The sequence below is a fragment of the Streptomyces sp. Q6 genome, from assembly GCF_036967205.1.
GTDB lineage: Bacteria > Actinomycetota > Actinomycetes > Streptomycetales > Streptomycetaceae > Streptomyces > Streptomyces citrinus.
The window spans coordinates 6,875,230-6,890,580 of the sequence record NZ_CP146022.1 but is presented as its reverse complement, the minus strand read 5'-3'; the positions used below and the strand labels follow the sequence as shown (position 1 = coordinate 6,890,580).

12 protein-coding genes and 2 pseudogenes are annotated in these 15,351 nt (G+C 73.4%); 9 read left to right on the top strand and 5 right to left on the bottom strand.

Annotated elements, in window-relative coordinates; genetic code table 11:
• The first annotated feature begins 3 nt into the window (after positions 1-3).
• On the top strand, positions 4-1,626 hold the full coding sequence (gene aceB / locus V2W30_RS31900) for a malate synthase A (protein ID WP_338701962.1): 1,623 nt from the start codon (positions 4-6) through the stop codon (positions 1,624-1,626).
• Between the two features lie 97 nt (positions 1,627-1,723).
• On the opposite strand, the gene V2W30_RS31895 is transcribed toward aceB, so the two are convergent.
• A complete protein-coding gene (locus V2W30_RS31895) occupies positions 1,724-2,629 on the bottom strand; it encodes a HipA family kinase (RefSeq protein WP_338701961.1) in 906 nt (301 codons plus the stop codon).
• A 179-nt stretch (positions 2,630-2,808) separates the two neighbouring features.
• On the opposite strand from V2W30_RS31895, the gene V2W30_RS31890 reads away from it, so the two are divergent.
• Together V2W30_RS31890 and V2W30_RS31885 are read left to right on the top strand one after the other, a co-directional pair.
• Positions 2,809-4,083 carry a VWA domain-containing protein gene (locus V2W30_RS31890; protein ID WP_338701960.1) on the top strand — a complete coding sequence of 425 codons (1,275 nt, stop codon included), beginning with the start codon at positions 2,809-2,811 and terminating at the stop codon, positions 4,081-4,083.
• Positions 4,083-4,820, top strand: coding sequence for a hypothetical protein (locus V2W30_RS31885; protein ID WP_338701959.1), 738 nt, complete (start codon positions 4,083-4,085; stop codon positions 4,818-4,820). Before V2W30_RS31890 ends, V2W30_RS31885 begins: the two co-directional genes overlap by 1 nt.
• Positions 4,821-4,948: 128 nt before the next feature.
• Here the strand turns inward: V2W30_RS31885 and V2W30_RS31880 are convergent, their stop codons facing one another.
• A complete protein-coding gene (locus V2W30_RS31880) occupies positions 4,949-5,605 on the bottom strand; it encodes a helix-turn-helix domain-containing protein (protein ID WP_338701958.1) in 657 nt (218 codons plus the stop codon).
• Between the two features lie 80 nt (positions 5,606-5,685).
• On the opposite strand from V2W30_RS31880, the gene V2W30_RS31875 reads away from it, so the two are divergent.
• The 3 genes from V2W30_RS31875 to V2W30_RS31865 are packed head-to-tail and all read left to right on the top strand — an operon-like array spanning position 5,686 to position 8,041.
• Positions 5,686-6,894 carry a pyridoxal phosphate-dependent aminotransferase gene (locus tag V2W30_RS31875; protein ID WP_338701957.1) on the top strand — a complete coding sequence of 403 codons (1,209 nt, stop codon included), beginning with the start codon at positions 5,686-5,688 and terminating at the stop codon, positions 6,892-6,894.
• A gap of 34 nt (positions 6,895-6,928) precedes the next feature.
• The gene (locus tag V2W30_RS31870; RefSeq protein ID WP_338701956.1) at positions 6,929-7,579 is read left to right on the top strand and encodes a C39 family peptidase; all 651 of its coding nucleotides are present in this window, start codon (positions 6,929-6,931) and stop codon (positions 7,577-7,579) included.
• Positions 7,580-7,582: 3 nt separating this feature from the next.
• A complete protein-coding gene (locus V2W30_RS31865) occupies positions 7,583-8,041 on the top strand; it encodes a hypothetical protein (protein WP_338701955.1) in 459 nt (152 codons plus the stop codon).
• A 49-nt stretch (positions 8,042-8,090) separates the two neighbouring features.
• Here the strand turns inward: V2W30_RS31865 and V2W30_RS31860 are convergent.
• Together V2W30_RS31860 and V2W30_RS31855 are read right to left on the bottom strand one after the other, a co-directional pair.
• Positions 8,091-9,454 (bottom strand): annotated as a pseudogene (locus V2W30_RS31860) (SWIM zinc finger family protein).
• Positions 9,451-12,360 (bottom strand): annotated as a pseudogene (locus V2W30_RS31855) (DEAD/DEAH box helicase). The pseudogenes V2W30_RS31860 and V2W30_RS31855 overlap by 4 nt, the downstream one beginning before the upstream one ends.
• Positions 12,361-12,508: 148 nt before the next feature.
• Here V2W30_RS31855 and V2W30_RS31850 point away from each other — a divergent pair.
• The 3 genes from V2W30_RS31850 (at position 12,509) to V2W30_RS31840 (ending at position 14,387) form a co-directional block, all read left to right on the top strand.
• Complete coding sequence (locus V2W30_RS31850) at positions 12,509-13,102, top strand: histidine phosphatase family protein (protein WP_338701954.1); 594 nt, start codon at positions 12,509-12,511, stop codon at positions 13,100-13,102.
• Positions 13,103-13,201: 99 nt separating this feature from the next.
• Positions 13,202-13,840, top strand: a complete 639-nt coding sequence (locus V2W30_RS31845; protein WP_338701953.1) for a hypothetical protein — start codon at positions 13,202-13,204, stop codon at positions 13,838-13,840.
• Between the two features lie 124 nt (positions 13,841-13,964).
• On the top strand, positions 13,965-14,387 hold the full coding sequence (locus tag V2W30_RS31840) for a thioesterase family protein (RefSeq protein WP_338701952.1): 423 nt from the start codon (positions 13,965-13,967) through the stop codon (positions 14,385-14,387).
• Between the two features lie 32 nt (positions 14,388-14,419).
• Here V2W30_RS31840 and V2W30_RS31835 read toward each other — a convergent pair whose 3' ends face one another.
• On the bottom strand, positions 14,420-15,271 hold the full coding sequence (locus tag V2W30_RS31835) for an SDR family oxidoreductase (RefSeq protein WP_338701951.1): 852 nt from the start codon (positions 15,269-15,271) through the stop codon (positions 14,420-14,422).
• Positions 15,272-15,351 lie beyond the last annotated feature (80 nt).

Genomic DNA, 15,351 nt, shown 5'->3' with positions numbered 1-15,351 from the left:
CTCATGTCCGCACCAGCGCCGTCCCCGCTGGCCATCGTCGACGCCGCGCCCCTGCCCCGCCAGGACGAGGTGCTCACCGATGCGGCCCTCGCCTTCGTGGCCGAGCTGCACCGGCTGTTCACGCCCCGGCGTGACGAGCTGCTCGCCCGCCGCGCCGAGCGCCGCGCCGAGATCGCCCGCACCTCCACGCTCGACTTCCGCCCCGAGACCGCCGCGATCCGCGCCGACGACTCGTGGAAGGTCGCCGAGGCCCCGGCCGCTCTGAACGACCGCCGGGTCGAGATCACCGGCCCCACCGACCGCAAGATGACCATCAACGCCCTGAACTCGGGCGCCAAGGTCTGGCTCGCCGACTTCGAGGACGCCTCGGCCCCGACCTGGGAGAACGTGATCGGCGGTCAGCTGAACCTGACCGCCGCCTACCACCGCTCGATCGACTTCACCGACGAGCGCACCGGCAAGTCGTACGCGCTCAAGGACGCGAGCGAGCTCGCCACCGTCGTGATGCGCCCGCGCGGCTGGCACCTGAACGAGCGCCACCTCGTGGACGCCGACGGCAAGGCCGTCCCCGGCGCGCTGGTCGACTTCGGCCTCTACTTCTTCCACAACGCCCAGCGCCTCATCGAGCTCGGCAAGGGCCCGTACTTCTACCTCCCGAAGACGGAGTCGTACCTGGAGGCCCGCCTCTGGAACGACATCTTCGTGTTCGCGCAGGACTACGTGGGCATCCCGCAGGGCACCGTCCGCGCCACCGTCCTGATCGAGACGATCACGGCCGCGTACGAGATGGAGGAGATCCTCTACGAACTGCGCGACCACGCCAGCGGCCTGAACGCCGGGCGCTGGGACTACCTCTTCTCCATCGTCAAGAACTTCCGTGACGGCGGCCAGAAGTTCGTCCTGCCGGACCGCAACCTGGTCACGATGACGGCCCCGTTCATGCGGGCGTACACCGAGCTGCTCGTCCGCACCTGCCACAAGCGCGGCGCGCACGCGATCGGCGGCATGGCGGCCTTCATCCCGTCCCGCAAGGACGCCGAGGTCAACAAGGTCGCCTTCGAGAAGGTCCGCGCCGACAAGGACCGCGAGGCGGGCGACGGCTTCGACGGTTCCTGGGTCGCGCACCCGGACCTGGTGCCGATCGCCATGGAGTCCTTCGACAAGGTCCTCGGCGCGAAGCCGAACCAGAAGGACCGCCTGCGCGAGGACGTCTCGGTGGCCGCCGGTGACCTCATCGCCATCGACTCCCTCGACGCCAAGCCCACGTACGACGGTCTGGTCAACGCCGTCCAGGTCGGCATCCGCTACATCGAGGCCTGGCTGCGCGGCCTGGGCGCCGTCGCCATCTTCAACCTCATGGAGGACGCGGCCACGGCCGAGATCTCGCGCTCGCAGATCTGGCAGTGGATCAACGCCGGTGTCGTCTTCGAGAACGGCGAGACCGCGACGGCCGAGCTGGCGCGCAAGGTCGCGGCGGAGGAGCTGGCGAACATCAAGGCCGAGATCGGCGAGGACGCCTTCGCGGCGGGCACGTGGCAGCAGGCCCACGACCTGCTGCTCCAGGTCTCCCTGGACGCGGACTACGCGGACTTCCTGACGCTGCCGGCGTACGAGCAGCTCGGCTGACCGACGCCCACCAAGGTCCCCCGGCATCGCACAGCGCCGGGGGACCTTCTCGTGCGAGCGCGGACCTCGTCGTACTCGCTCGGCAGGCGCGCTCAGCTCACCCCAGGTGGACGGACCAGTCCTGTTCGGCGCCCGGCTTGCCGTGGAGATCGGGCACCCGCTTCAGCCATGCGGGGCGACCCTTCTCCATGGCGGCCGCGCGCCGGGCGTCCGCCGCCGCCAGCTCGTCCCGGGACGGGAAGTCCGTCGGGAGCCAGGCGGCCGACGCACGGGCGCGGGCCAGGAGATACGCCACGTACGCGTCCCGCGCCTCGTCCGGCGTCGCGAAGTCGGTGAGCCAGGCGTCCGGGACGAGCGCGACGACCTCGCGCAGGAGTTCCTCGGTGACCTTCGGCGCGAGCTCGGCGTCGGCCGCGCGCGTGTCGGGGCCGTAGCCGCCCAGCGCGTGGTGCTTGAAGTCGTACGCCTTGGCGGGCTCGGCCCCCTCCCACCGGTGGTGGAAGACGAGGGCCGCGCCGTGGTCGATGAGCCAGAGCCGGGGCGGCGCGGTGCCGAAGGTCGGCCAGACCATCAGGTTCGAGCTGTGCACCGTGCGGTCGACGTTGACGGTGAGCGCGTCGAGCCAGACGATCCGGCCCGCTTCGAGCGGGTCGAGAGGGAACGACTCGGCGATGTCCGGCGTGAAGTCGACCGCGCCCGGCAGGAAGTCCATCCCTAGGTTGAGCCCGGCGCTGGCGTGCAGCAGGTCCTGGACCTCCTGGTGCGGTTCGTCGACGGCGACAGCCGGGTCGAAGTGGGCGAGCACCAGTTCCGGGAAGCGCAGGCCGAGGCGGCGGGCGAGCTCCCCGACGACGATCTCCGCGACCAGCGCCTTCACACCCTGCGCGGAGCCGGTGAACTTCAGCACGTACGTGCCCAGGTCGTCCGCCTCCACCACACCGGGGACCGAGCCTCCGGTGCGCAGCGGGTTCACATAACGGACAGCAGTCACTTCGCGCAGCACTCCGCCACTGTAGATCAGCGGGTGCCGCGCGGCGGCAGGCCGAGCGCCCGGCCGGTCCGCTCCCGCCTCGCGGTGCGCGCCCCGGGCGCCCAAGTCCCTTGCCCGTCCGGGCGACTGACGGCCCTTCGGTGCCGGCCGCCGTTTTGGCACAGCCGCGCCTTGATCCATAGGATCCGCCGATGATCACAAGACAACGGCTGGCGGCGGGCACCTGCGCCCTGCTGGCCACCCTGGCCCTGGGCGGACTGTCCCCCGCCCAGGCGTACGCGGACGAGACGGACGGACCCGCCCCCAAGGTGGAGCTCGTCCTGGACGTCAGCGGTTCCATGCGCGCCCGCGACATCGACGGCGGCTCCCGGATGGCCGCCGCGAAGCAGGCGTTCAACGAGGTCCTCGACGCGACGCCCGAGGACGTCGAGCTCGGCATCAGGACCCTCGGCGCCAACTACCACGGCGACGACCGCAAGACGGGCTGCAAGGACACCGCGCAGCTCTACCCCGTGGGCCCGCTGGACCGCACCGAGGCGAAGACGGCCGTGGCCACGCTTCAGCCCACCGGCTGGACGCCCATCGGTCCCGCGCTGCTGAAGGCGGCCGACGACCTGGGCTCCGGCGACGGCACCAAGCGCATGGTCCTCATCAGCGACGGCGAGGACACCTGTCAGCCGCTCGACCCGTGCGAGGTGGCCCGCGAGATCTCCGCGAAGGGCATCGGCCTCACCATCGACACGCTGGGCCTGGTCGCCGACGCCAAGACCCGCGAACAGCTCTCCTGCATCGCCGACGCCACCGGCGGCACGTACACCTCGGTGCGTCACAAGGACGAACTGACCGACCGTGTCGGCCAGTTGGTGGACCGCGCGGCCGATCCGGTGGTCACGCCGGTCGCGGTGGACGGCGCCGCGCAGTGCGCCGACGCGCCGCAGCTCAAGCCCGGCCTGTTCACGGACCGCGAGAAGTTCGGCGAGCACCGCTTCTACCGGGTGGACGTCGAGCCCGGCAAGGAGCTGCGCGCCTCGGTGAGCGTCGCGGCCGACCGCGCCGTGAACCGGGACTACGGCGTGCTGCTGCGCGCGGTCACCACGCACGGCCGGGAGATCGTGCGCGGTCAGGAATCCGGCGACGGGCGCACGGACGTGATCTCGACGGGCCTGCGCTATCCGAAGCCCGAGCTCGACGACGACTCCGACTCGGGTGCGTCGCAGGCGGAGTCCGTGTGTCTCCAGGTCTCGAACTCCTACTCCGCCGCCGCGTCCGTGAAGACGACGCCCGGCCTGCCGGTCGAGCTGACGGTCGACGTCGTCGACGGTCCCGACAGCGCGTCCGACGTGGCGTCCTTCGGGCTCGGGCACGGCTGGTGGCTGCTGGCCGCGCTGGTCGTGGTCGGCTTCCTCGCGGGTGTCCTGTGGGGCTGGATCTCGCGCTGGCGCATCGCCGTATGGAGGACCAACTGATGCGACGTACAAGATTTCTGACGGGTGCTCTGCTGGGTCTCGGCGTGCTGCTCTCGGCCGCGGGGCCGGTCGCGGCCGCCGCCGGTGACGACGAGCCGAAGGCGCCGACCGAGGCAGGGACGTCGTTCCGTACGGCGGCGGCGTTCGAGCAGGGGCAGAAGGCGACGGCGAGCGCCTCGACCGGCGACTACCTGTACTGGTCGTTCCCGGCCGACTCCGGGCAGCGGCCGACCGTGCGGGCGAGCGTCGACCTGCCCGAGGCGCAGGCCCGGCACGGCGCGCAGACCTGGCGAATCGACGTGTACGACGGCCTGCGGCGCCGCCAGTCGTGCCAGTACGGGACGCAGGCGCGCACGGTGGCGGCGGACGCGGCCCGGGTCGACCTGGCGTGCACGCTGCGTACGGTGCGGGCCTGGTCGGAGCCGTGGGCCGACGATCCGCTGCCCGGCACGTACTACGTCCGGCTGACGGTGACCTCGCTGGACGACGCGGACCTGGGGCTGCCGGTGTCCGCGTCCGCGGAGGCGACCTCGAAGGAGATCGGCGGCGCGGCGGCGGTCGACGGTTCGCTGTCGACGCCGCTGACCGCCACCACGGCGTCCGATGACCACGACTGGTCGTCGGGCTGGTGGACGAGCCGCTGGCTGTGGACCGGGGCGGGTGCCGTGCTGGCGGCGCTGGCGGGGATCGGCGGTTACGCCCTGACGCGCGGCGCGGGCAGGCCCGCGCGGGTCTGACAGGGCCGCGGGTGCGCCCCGTCGGGCGCGCGGGGAACCGCGCGAGCGACCACGGCGACGGCGCACCCGCGTCTCGTCCCTCGGCCCTTCCGGCATGAAGCCTCGGGGCTCCGCCCCGGCCCCGCTCCTCAATCGCCGGAGGGGCTGGAAGCGCCGGAGGGATTCGAGATGCCGGCGAGGTTCGCGACACCGGAGAAGTTCGCGATACCGGAGAGGTTCACGGCACCGGCGGGATTCGCGACACCGGAGAGGTTCGCGGTGTCCGCGCCTTCGCGGAGGTCGAGCCGCGCGTCCGGCTCCCCCGCGAACTCCCCGTCCCCGTAGACCGGTTCGCCGCCGCCCACTCGGACGTGGAACACCCCTTCGTCGACCCGCACCTCGACGACGCCGGTCACGCCACCGCGCTCCAGCTCGCGGAGCACCGGCAACGCCATCCAGTGCGCCCGGACCGCGTCCGTCGGCCGCCGCTCGGCCAGCTCGGGCGCGCCCCACTCCCCCAGCGCCTGCAAGACGGGCAGCAACGCGCGTCCGCGCGGGGTGAGTTCATACACGTACGCCGAAGCGGGCGCGGGCAGCCGCCGCCGCACGGCGAGCCCGTCGCGTTCCATGTCCTTCAGGCGCGTGGCCAGCATGTCCGTGCTGACGCCGGGCAGATCGGCGTGCAGGTCGGTGTAGCGGCGCGGACCGGCGAGGAGTTCGCGCACGATCAGGAGCGTCCAGCGGTCCCCGACGAGGTCGAGGGCGCGGGCGGCGGCGCAGTACTGGTCGTAGCTTCGGCGTGGCATGGCTCGCAGTCTATGCAACTTGTTGGACTTTCCAAGCTCCCGCTTGGTAAAACCAAGTACCCCAGCAAGGAGGAACGCACATGGAGTTCCGGCAGTCGAGCAAGCTGAGCGAGGTCTGCTACGAGATCCGCGGCCCGGTGATCGAGCATGCGAACGCGCTCGAGGAGGCCGGCCACAGTGTGCTGCGCCTGAACACCGGCAACCCGGCCCTGTTCGGCTTCGAGGCGCCGGAGGAGATCGTCCAGGACATGATCCGGATGCTTCCCCAGGCGCACGGCTACACGGACTCGCGCGGCGTCCTCTCCGCCCGCCGCGCCGTCGCCCAGCGCTACCAGAGCCTCGGCCTGGAGGTGGGCGTCGACGACGTGTTCCTCGGCAACGGCGTCTCCGAGCTGATCACCATGGCCGTCCAGGCGCTCCTGGAGGACGGGGACGAAGTCCTCATCCCCGCACCGGACTTCCCGCTGTGGACGGCCGTCACCACGCTCGCCGGCGGCCGGGCCGTCCACTACATGTGCGACGAACAGGCCGACTGGAACCCGGATCTGGCCGACATGGAGGCCAAGATCACGGACCGGACGAAGGCCGTCGTCATCATCAACCCGAACAACCCGACAGGCGCCGTCTACCCGAAGGAGATCGTCGAGGGCATCCTCGACCTCGCCCGACGGCACGGCCTGATGGTGCTCGCCGACGAGATCTACGACCAGATCCTGTACGACGACGCCGTCCACCACAGCGCCGCCGCCCTCGCTCCCGACCTGGTCGTCCTCACGTTCTGCGGCCTGTCGAAGACGTACCGGGTCGCCGGGTTCCGCTCCGGCTGGCTGGTGGTCACGGGCCCGCGACAGCACGCCAGGAACTACCTGGAGGGGCTCACGATGCTGGCCTCCATGCGGCTGTGCGCCAACGCCCCCGCCCAGTACGCCATCCAGGCCGCGCTCGGCGGCCGCCAGTCCATCCATGAACTCACCGCGCCCGGCGGGCGGTTGCACGAGCAGCGCGACAAGGCGTGGGAGAAGCTGAACGAGATCCCGGGCGTCAGCTGTGTGAAACCGAAGGGCGCGCTGTACGCCTTCCCGCGCATCGACCCGGCCGTGCACAAGATCGTCGACGACGAGAAGTTCGTCCTCGACCTGCTGCTGCGCGAGAAGATCCAGGTCGTGCAGGGCACCGGCTTCAACTGGCCGCGCCCCGACCACTTCCGCATCCTCACACTCCCGCACGCCGACGACCTGGACGCCGCGATCAGCCGGATCGGCCGCTTCCTGAGCGGCTATCGTCAGTGACCGACCGACCGTCGGCGCCGCACCGGGAGCATCCGTGACGTCCAGCTCGACCCGCACCGCCTGCACCAGCTGCACCTTTCCCAGTCATACGCAGTTCGCCTCGGCCGAGCTGGTCGGGGCGATCGTGGCGGGCGAGTTCGACCGGGCGCAGGACCCGGCGTGGCAGGAGTCCGGCGCGGCGACGGTCGAGGACTACGCCCGCTGGTGCGGGCACCTGTGCGGCGCGACCTGTCTGCGGATGGCCCTCGGCGGATCCGGGGCCGAGGCGCCCTCGCTGTTCGAACTCCGCGACGGCGCGCTGAAGTTCGGCGCGTACACGGTGGACGCCGAGGGCGAGATCCACGGCATGATCTACGCCCCCGCGGTCGAGTACGTGCGGGAGGCGCACGGCGTCGACGCCCAGGTGCACCGTGAGCTCACGGTCGAGGAGACCGGCGCGCTGCTCGACGCGGGCCGGGTCGTCATCGCCTCCGTCCACTACGCGATCCGCCGCCCGCACGATCCGGCGCCCGAGCGGAAGGGCGGGCACCTGGTGCTCGTCACGGCCCGCACGCCGGACGGCGCGGGGTTCCACTTCCACAACCCGTCGGGCACGGACGCGGCGACCCGCACGGCGGATCTGCCGGTGACCCGGTTCGCGGACTACTTCGCCGGGCGTGGCATGTCGCTCACGCCGAAGGGCTGACCGGTGGACGCCGCCCTCATAGCCGTACTCGGCACGCTCCTCGGCTCGGTCGTCACGCACTACTTCCAGGGCCGTGCGACGGTGCGCGGCGCGGAACTGGCCCGCGCCGAACAGCTGCGCCAGGAGCGGATCTCCAGCTACAGCGCGTTCGCCGGTGCCGTGCACGACTACCGGCGCGGGCAGAACGACCGGTGGTTCCGGGCCCACGAGAACGCCCCGGACGCCGTGGCCGAGGCATCCCGCTTCGCCTCGTACGAGGCACGCATCACGGCCCGTGCCGCGCTGGTCCGGGTCCAGCTGGTCTGCGACGACCCGCGGCTGCGCCACCTCGCCGACCATGCCTTCGAGTTGACGCACTGCCTGCACGAGGCCACCGACGAGACCGACCGCGACGAGCGGTCCCGGCGCGCGAAGGACGCCCTGAACGCCTTCGTGGCGGCGGTCGCACCGACCGTGCGCTAGGCCCCCTGGCAGGGCCCCGACCGGAGGCCGGAAGACCCCCTGACGGGCCCTAGCCGAACTCGGGGCTGTCCAGGAGCGAGTCGAGGGCCGCCACCGGGTCGGGGCTCGGGTCGCCACGCGGCCACCAGTCGTCGCGGCCCGGGTCCGACTCGTAGCCGTACCACAACCCGTCGCGGCCAAGACGGAGTTGGAACGCCGCGGTGGACAGGTGGTTGCGACGGGGGCGGAACTCGGGAAAGCCCGCGGCGATCAGGGACGGGCGGGCGCGGTCGAAGGGTCCGGCCGGCGGGTCCCACTCCTCCTCCAGGACCGAGAGGCCGTCGAGTCCGCCCTGGCACCCGCCTCTCGCCTCCCAGCGCCCTTCCGGGGACGTCGCTCCGCTGCCTTGTCTCCAGGCCGCGACCGCGCGGGCGAGGTCGCCGGGGGTGCGCCCGGTCCCGCGGGACAGCGAGGCGTACAGGGCGCGGGTCGCCGCGGTGAGCCCGGAGCCGGGGTGCGCCGCGGCGAGGCGGACCGCGTCCTGCCAGGGGTGAGGCCCGCGATCGGGTCGGCCCCCGTGGTCAGCAGGGTATGGGCGCGGGCCGCCGCCTCCGTCGCCAGGAGGTCGAGGGCGAGCGGATCGGGGGCGCCGGGTGCCTGCGGGTACGACGGCGGGCGCTCGGGGTGCTCGGGGGCCGGGAACTCCGGCGGCGGATACGGCAGTCGGTTCGTCGACGCGAAGGCCTCGCGCGCGGGCACCGTGTCCAGGGCGGGGCCCGCCGCCTCGGTCCGCTCGGCCGCCGCGTGCGTCGCGTTGCGCCGGGTCAGGTCCGCGAGCAGCTCCTGCTCGCCGCGGCCGCGCAGCAGGAACAGGAGGAACGGGTCCTCGTCGATGAGCCGCGCCGTCTGGTAGCAGAGCGCCGCCGCGTGCTTGCAGGGCTCGGCGCGGTCCGGGCAGCTGCACTCGGGGACGAGGTCGTCGACCACGGGCAGCAGGTCGACGGCGGCGGCGAGCGCGTGCGGCACATCCTTGTCGAGCAGCGCCGCCATGTGCTCGGGGCGGGCCGCCGCCAGCTCCAGGAAGCGGTCCCAGTCGCCGTCCGACAGGGGGCGCAGCCGCAGTTCGGCCCGGTAGGGGCGGGGCCGGGAGCCGTGGACGTAGGCGACGGCACGGCCCGGGGTGACGGTGATCGCGTCGACATGGCCGCGGTCCGCGTAGGCCCGGCCGCGCGCGAGGCGGGCCGGGTCGAGGGCGGTGTCCTCCAGGGCGTCCACCCACGCGTTCCCCCACCAGGTCAGGGCGAAGGTGCCGCCCGGCTCGGCGCGCGGCGGCAGCGGCGGAAACGTGCGGCGGGTGTCGAGGTGCCGGGCCCGCGCCTGCTCCCCCGACCCGGCGCGGCCGGGGATGTGGGGCCTTCGCTGAGAGCCGCTCATCGGGTCGCCTCCCTGCGCAGCGCCACCAGGTCGGACAGGTCGCGGTCGGAGAGCTCGGTGAGCGCGGCCTCACCGGAGCCGAGCACCGCGTCGGCCAACGCCCGCTTGGTGGCGAGCAGTTCGGCGATGCGGTCCTCGACGGTGCCCTCGGTGATGAGCCGGTGCACCTGGACGGGCTGGGTCTGGCCGATGCGGTACGCGCGGTCGGTGGCCTGCTCCTCGACCGCCGGGTTCCACCAGCGGTCGAAGTGCACGACGTGGCCCGCTCGCGTGAGGTTGAGACCGGTGCCGGCCGCCTTCAGGGACAGCAGGAACACGGGGACCTCACCGGACTGGAAGCGGTCGACCATGCGCTCGCGCTCGGCGACCGGGGTGCCGCCGTGCAGCAGGAGGTGCGGGACGGAGCGGGTGTCCAGGTGGGTGGAGAGGAGCTTGGCCATGGACACGTACTGGGTGAAGACGAGGACCGAACCCGCCGATCCGCCCGCCCGTCGCGCGCCGCCGTCCGTCGAGGGCGGTTCCGCTCCCTCGTAGAACTCGGCGACGATGGTGTCGAGGAGCTCGTCCAGGAGGGCGAGCTTGCCGGAGCGGCCGAGCAGCCGGGGGCGGGTCTGCTCGCCCTCCTTCAGGTACTGCGCCGGGTGGTTGCAGATCTGCTTGAGGGAGGTGAGCAGCTTCATGATGAGGCCGCGCCGCCCGATGCCCTCCGCCGCCTCGATCTGCGCCATCGACTCGCGCACCACGGCCTCGTACAGCGACGCCTGTTCGCGGGTGAGGGGCACGGGGTGGTCGGACTCGGTCTTGGGCGGCAGCTCGGGCACGATGCCGGGGTCGGACTTCTTGCGGCGCAGGATGAAGGGCCGCACGAGCCGGGAGAGCCGCTCGATCGCCTCCGGGTTGACCCCGCCCTGTCCCTGGAGGGGGACCTCGCCCTCGACCGCGCGCGCGTACCGGGCGCGGAACGCCTTGAGGGGGCCGAGGAGTCCGGGGGTCGTCCAGTCGAGCAGGGCCCACAGCTCGGACAGGTTGTTCTCCACGGGTGTGCCGGTGAGCGCCACGCGCGCGGGGGCGTCGATCGTGCGCAGGGCCTTCGCCGTCGCGGAGTTGGGGTTCTTCACGTGCTGCGCCTCGTCGGCGACGACCATGCCCCAGGTGTGCCCCGCGAGCTCGGCGGCGCGGGTGCGCAGCGTGCCGTACGTGGTCAGGACGAAACCGGCGCCCGCGTCCTCCAGGGTGCGGTCGGCGCCGTGGAAGCGGCGCACCGGGACACCGGGCGCGAACCGCTCGATCTCCCGCTGCCAGTTGCCGAGCAGCGAGGCCGGGCAGACGACGAGGGTGGGGGCGGGCCGGTCGCGGCGCAGGTGCAGGGCGATGAGGGTGACGGTCTTGCCGAGGCCCATGTCGTCGGCGAGGCAGCCGCCGAGGCCGAGGGAGGTCATGAGGTCCAGCCAGGCCAGGCCGCGCAGTTGGTAGTCGCGCAGCGTCGCGCGCAGGCCCGCGGGCTGCTCGACGGTGTCGATGCCGCGGGTGAGGCGGTCGCGCAGCTCGGCGAGGCGTCCGGTGGGCACGGCGGCGACCCGCTCGCCGTCCACCTCGGCCTCCCCGGTGAGGGCGACGGCCAGCGCGTCGACGGGCTCCAGCAGCCCCAGCTCCCGCTTGCGGGCCTTGCGCACGAGGTCGGGGTCGACGACGACCCACTGGTCGCGCAGCCGGACCACCGCGCGGTGCGACTCGGCGAGGACGTCCATCTCGCGCTCGGTCAGCGGGTCGCCGTCGAGTGCCAGCTGCCAGTTGAACTTCAGCAGCTCCTCGCTGTCGAAGAACGTCGTGCCGTCGGTGGCCGAGCCGGGCGCGGCCTGTGCCCGTACGACGGCGGTCGCGGTGAGCGAGCGGGCCAGCTCGCGCGGCCAGTGCACGGTGACGCCGGCCTTGGCGAGCCGGGCCGCGCCGGGGCCGAGCAGGTCGATCAGCTCGCTCTCGGCGAGCGCCAGGACGTCCGGCACGTCCTGCTCCAGGAGGCGGCCGAGCGGGGGCCAGGCGGCGACGGCGCGGCGCACCGCGAGCACCGCGTCGATCCGGGCGCGCGGCCCGAAGTGGTCGTCGGCCTCCCCGCCCACAGCCGGCCGGCGTCGACCACGCGCGTGGGGTCGGCGAGGCTGTGCACCTGGACGACCGCGGCCCCGGCGCGCCGGGCCCCGGGTCGTCCGCGGACCCGCTCTCCTCGCCGCCGTCGAACAGCTGGTGCTGGGCCAGGTCGAGCCGGAGCGAGATCCGCACGCCCGCGTCCAGACCGGCCGCCGCCTCGACGGCCCACGGGCGGGCGTGCGGGATGTGCTGGGCCGCGGCGGCGGCGAACGGGGCGCCCGCGGCGTGGGCGGCGGCCGGGGTGCGCGGCAGCGCGTCGGCGACCGCGTCCAGGAACGCGCGGACCAGCGCCTCGGGCTGCGGCAGACACAGCGGTCTGCGGCCCGGCACCGGCGTCGCGTACCCTCGGGCGGCAGGGCCGCGGTGATACCGCGGATCTGCGCGATGTCGTCCTCGTCGAGCGGGCCCGCGCGCCAGGCGTCGTGGTCGGTGGCGGTGAGGCCGGGCAGCAGCCGGCCGCGAGCGACGAGCAGCAGGGCGTGCGCGGCGGCGGCGCCCCAGGCGGCCGTGGCGGGGTGGGCGCCCCGGGTGCGGCGGGCCCGTACGAGCAGCGGCAGCGCGTCCACGACGGGCAGCACGAGCGCGGGCACGGTGCGGCTGCGCACGCCGGTGCCGTGCGGCCGAACGACGGTGATCTCCTGGTCGGCGCCGGGGAACGCGCCGCCCTCGGGCGACCAGAACGCGACGCGGCCCTCGCGCGGCAGCGCGGCGGGCAGGAACACGGCGGCGGCGCTCGGCGCGACGCCCGGCAGCTCGGCCACGGCACCTCCCCTCCGACCCGGTGAACTCGGTGGCCCCGCACTCGCGGGACGTCCACGACCTTACGGGGCAGGTCTGACAATCCCTGATCCGCGGCTCGGGGGACAATGATCACGGCCCTGACCGCATCCTCATGAATTGGCGTGAACCTTGGGAGATCTCCTTCTCGTCCGGCACGGCGAGACCGCATGGGCACTGACCGGTCAGCACACCGGCCTGACCGACATCCCGCTCACCGAGAACGGGAAGGAGGAGGCGCGCCGGGTCGCGCCGCTCGTCGGCAGCTATCACATCGGAGCGGTGTTCGTGAGCCCGCTCCAGCGCACCCGTGAGACCGCCGAGCTGGCCGGGCTGGAGCGGTACACGGAGGATCCGGACCTGCGCGAGTGGGACTACGGCGCCTACGAGGGCGTGACCACGCGGGAGATCCAGCGCACGCGCCCCGACTGGTACCTGTTCGACGACGGGGTGCCGCCGGGGCCGCCCGAGCACCCCGGCGAGTCGCCGGAGGAGGTGGGCGCGCGGGCCGACCGGATGCTGTCCAAGGTCGACGCGGCGCTCTCGAACAACGAGGGCAGCGTCGTCCTCGTCTCGCACGGTCACTTCCTGCGGGTGCTCACCGCGCGGCGGCTCGGGCTGCCGCCGTCGGGCGGCGCCCACTTCCTGCTGGCGACCGGCACGGTGAGCCGGCTGAGCACGGAGCACGGCCGTCCGGTGATCTCGGGCTGGAACCTGCGGCCGTAGGAGCCGGTCACCGGGCTCCGGCCGCGGCCGCGTTGTCAGTGCCGTCGTGCACCATCGTCGGCAGGGGTTTCCACTGGTCCCACGAGACGGGGGTGTCCGATGACCAGACCACCGACCGCCGTGCAGCGGCGCATCATCGAGGCCGCGGATCCGGAGACGGGCCGGATCCGCGGCAGCGAGACCCAGCTCGCGCGGCTCGTGACCCTGAAGCTGGCCTTCCGCCATCCCCGGCCGCCGCACGACCACTTCCTGACACCCGAGGGGCACCGGATCCGCGAGGCGGAGCCGGAGCAGGCGCCGCCCGAGCAGCCCGCCCCGGCCGCGCCCGGCGGGGTGTTCACGGCACGGCTCGGCGGTGAACCGGGTGCCGTCGCCTCGCCCGCGCGGACCCGCGAGGTGCGGACCGCCTGGCAGGGGCTGCTCGAGATACGCCGGATGACGAATCCGGACGGCGCGACGGACCGGCCGTGCGCCTGGGAGCGGGGCCGTCTCGCGCACGCGGCGGCGCTCGCCCTGGAGGCGGCGGGCCGCACCCCGGCGAGCGGCGACGCCCCCGGTTACCGGGTGGGCGAGACCCCGCAGCCCGAGGCGGTCGCCGTCCGGCACCCGGACCCCGGCGAGCTGGCGGCCTGCGCCGAGGCGCTGCGGGCGGCGGGGTGGCAGGTGAGCGAGCACGGCGAGCACAAGGAGACGCGGGGCGGCGGCCGGTACCTGCTGGCGTCCCCCCGCCGGACGTGAACCACCGGCCGGCGCGGCACCCGGTCCGCACGAGCAGCACACCGTACGCGGCACCAGAGCACGCAGCACACGCAGTACACGCAGCAGCACACGTCGACCATCCGTGACTGTCGAAGGGAATGTCGTGGAAGAGCCGTTCTCCGTGCGGATAGAGGTCCGCGGATACGAGACCGACACGCAGGGGCACCTCAACCAGGCGGTGTATCTCCAGTACGCCGAGCACGCCCGCTGGTCGATCCTGCGGCGCGGCGGCATCGAGCAGCAGGACCTCCTCGCCCGAGGCGTGGGGCCGGTCGCCCTGGAGACGAACATCCGCTACCTGCGGGAGCTGCGCGCCGGTGACGAGATGGACGTGGAGTGCGTCTTCGAGTGGAGCGAGGGGAAGGTGTTCCGCATCCGGCAGACGATCCGCAAGACCGACGGCACGGTGTCGGCCGAAGTGACCGCCGTGGGCGGCCTGTTGGACCTGAGCGAGCGCAAGCTCCTCAAGGACCCCAGGGAGGTCTTCGAGGAGCTGGCGTCGGACCCGTCCGTCTTCGGCCTCTAGGGCGAGCTCGGCCCCCGGAACCGGCTGGTCGGTCAGGCGAACGCGTCGCGGTGGTCGCGGGCCCAGTCCTCGAAGGCGCGCGGCGCGCGGCCGAGGATCTGTTCGACGTCGTCCGTGGCGGTCGTGTTCCCGCCCGTCCGTACGAAGTCGAGACCCTCCAGGACACCGTCCGCGAACTCCTCCGGGATGCCGCTCGCGACGAGGAACTCCCGTGACTCCGCGCGGGTCAGGTCGCGCACCGTGAGGTCGCGGCCGATCACCTTCCCGACGATCGCCGTCATCTCCGCCACAGACAGCGGTTCCGGCCCGGTCAGCGTGTACGTGCGGCCGTGGTGGCCGTCCCCGAGGAGCGCCTCGACGGCGACGGCGGCGATGTCCACGGGGTCGATCACGCTCTGCCGCCCGCCGCCGTACTGGTCGGGCACCGGGCGGGACTCCTTGATGTACGACGCCCACCACAGGAAGTTCGACGCGAACATGGTCGGGCGGAGCACCGTCCACTCCGGCGGACCGTCGCGCAGGGCCTGCTCGCCGGGGGCGTGCCAGCCGCTGAAGCTGCCGGAGCGCGGGTCACCGGTGCCGATGGCCGAGAGCTTCACCGCGCGGCGCACACCCGCCGCTTCGGCGGCCGCGAGGAGCGCCTTGTCGTGGACGCCGGGCGCGGCGGTGCCCGGCGCGTTGACCAGGAAGACGGCGTCGACGCCGGTGACAGCCGCCGTGAGCGAGCCGGGGTCGTCGTAGTCGCCGCGCACCACCTCCGTGCCGGGTCCGAACGTGGCGCGTGCCGGATCGCGGGTCATGGCCCGGTGCGGGACGCCGCGCGCGGCGAGGAGGCGGACGACTTCACTGCCGATGGTGCCCGTGGCACCGGTGATGAGGATCATGCGTGCCACGGTGCCGCCGCGCCCCGGGCGGCGGATAGGAAATTCCGGCACGCTTTCGCCGCCCCGAACGCCCGGCGGGC

Excerpts from the sequence above, each read along its gene's own strand:
- aceB (WP_338701962.1), top strand. The coding sequence starts at position 4 with ATGTCCGCACCAGCGCCGTCCCCGCTGGCCATCGTCGACGCCGCGCCC.
- V2W30_RS31890 (WP_338701960.1), top strand. The coding sequence starts at position 2,809 with ATGATCACAAGACAACGGCTGGCGGCGGGCACCTGCGCCCTGCTGGCC.
- V2W30_RS31885 (WP_338701959.1), top strand. The coding sequence starts at position 4,083 with ATGCGACGTACAAGATTTCTGACGGGTGCTCTGCTGGGTCTCGGCGTG.
- V2W30_RS31880 (WP_338701958.1), bottom strand. The coding sequence starts at position 5,605 with ATGCCACGCCGAAGCTACGACCAGTACTGCGCCGCCGCCCGCGCCCTC.
- V2W30_RS31875 (WP_338701957.1), top strand. The coding sequence starts at position 5,686 with ATGGAGTTCCGGCAGTCGAGCAAGCTGAGCGAGGTCTGCTACGAGATC.
- V2W30_RS31845 (WP_338701953.1), top strand. The coding sequence starts at position 13,202 with ATGACCAGACCACCGACCGCCGTGCAGCGGCGCATCATCGAGGCCGCG.
- V2W30_RS31835 (WP_338701951.1), bottom strand. The coding sequence starts at position 15,271 with ATGATCCTCATCACCGGTGCCACGGGCACCATCGGCAGTGAAGTCGTC.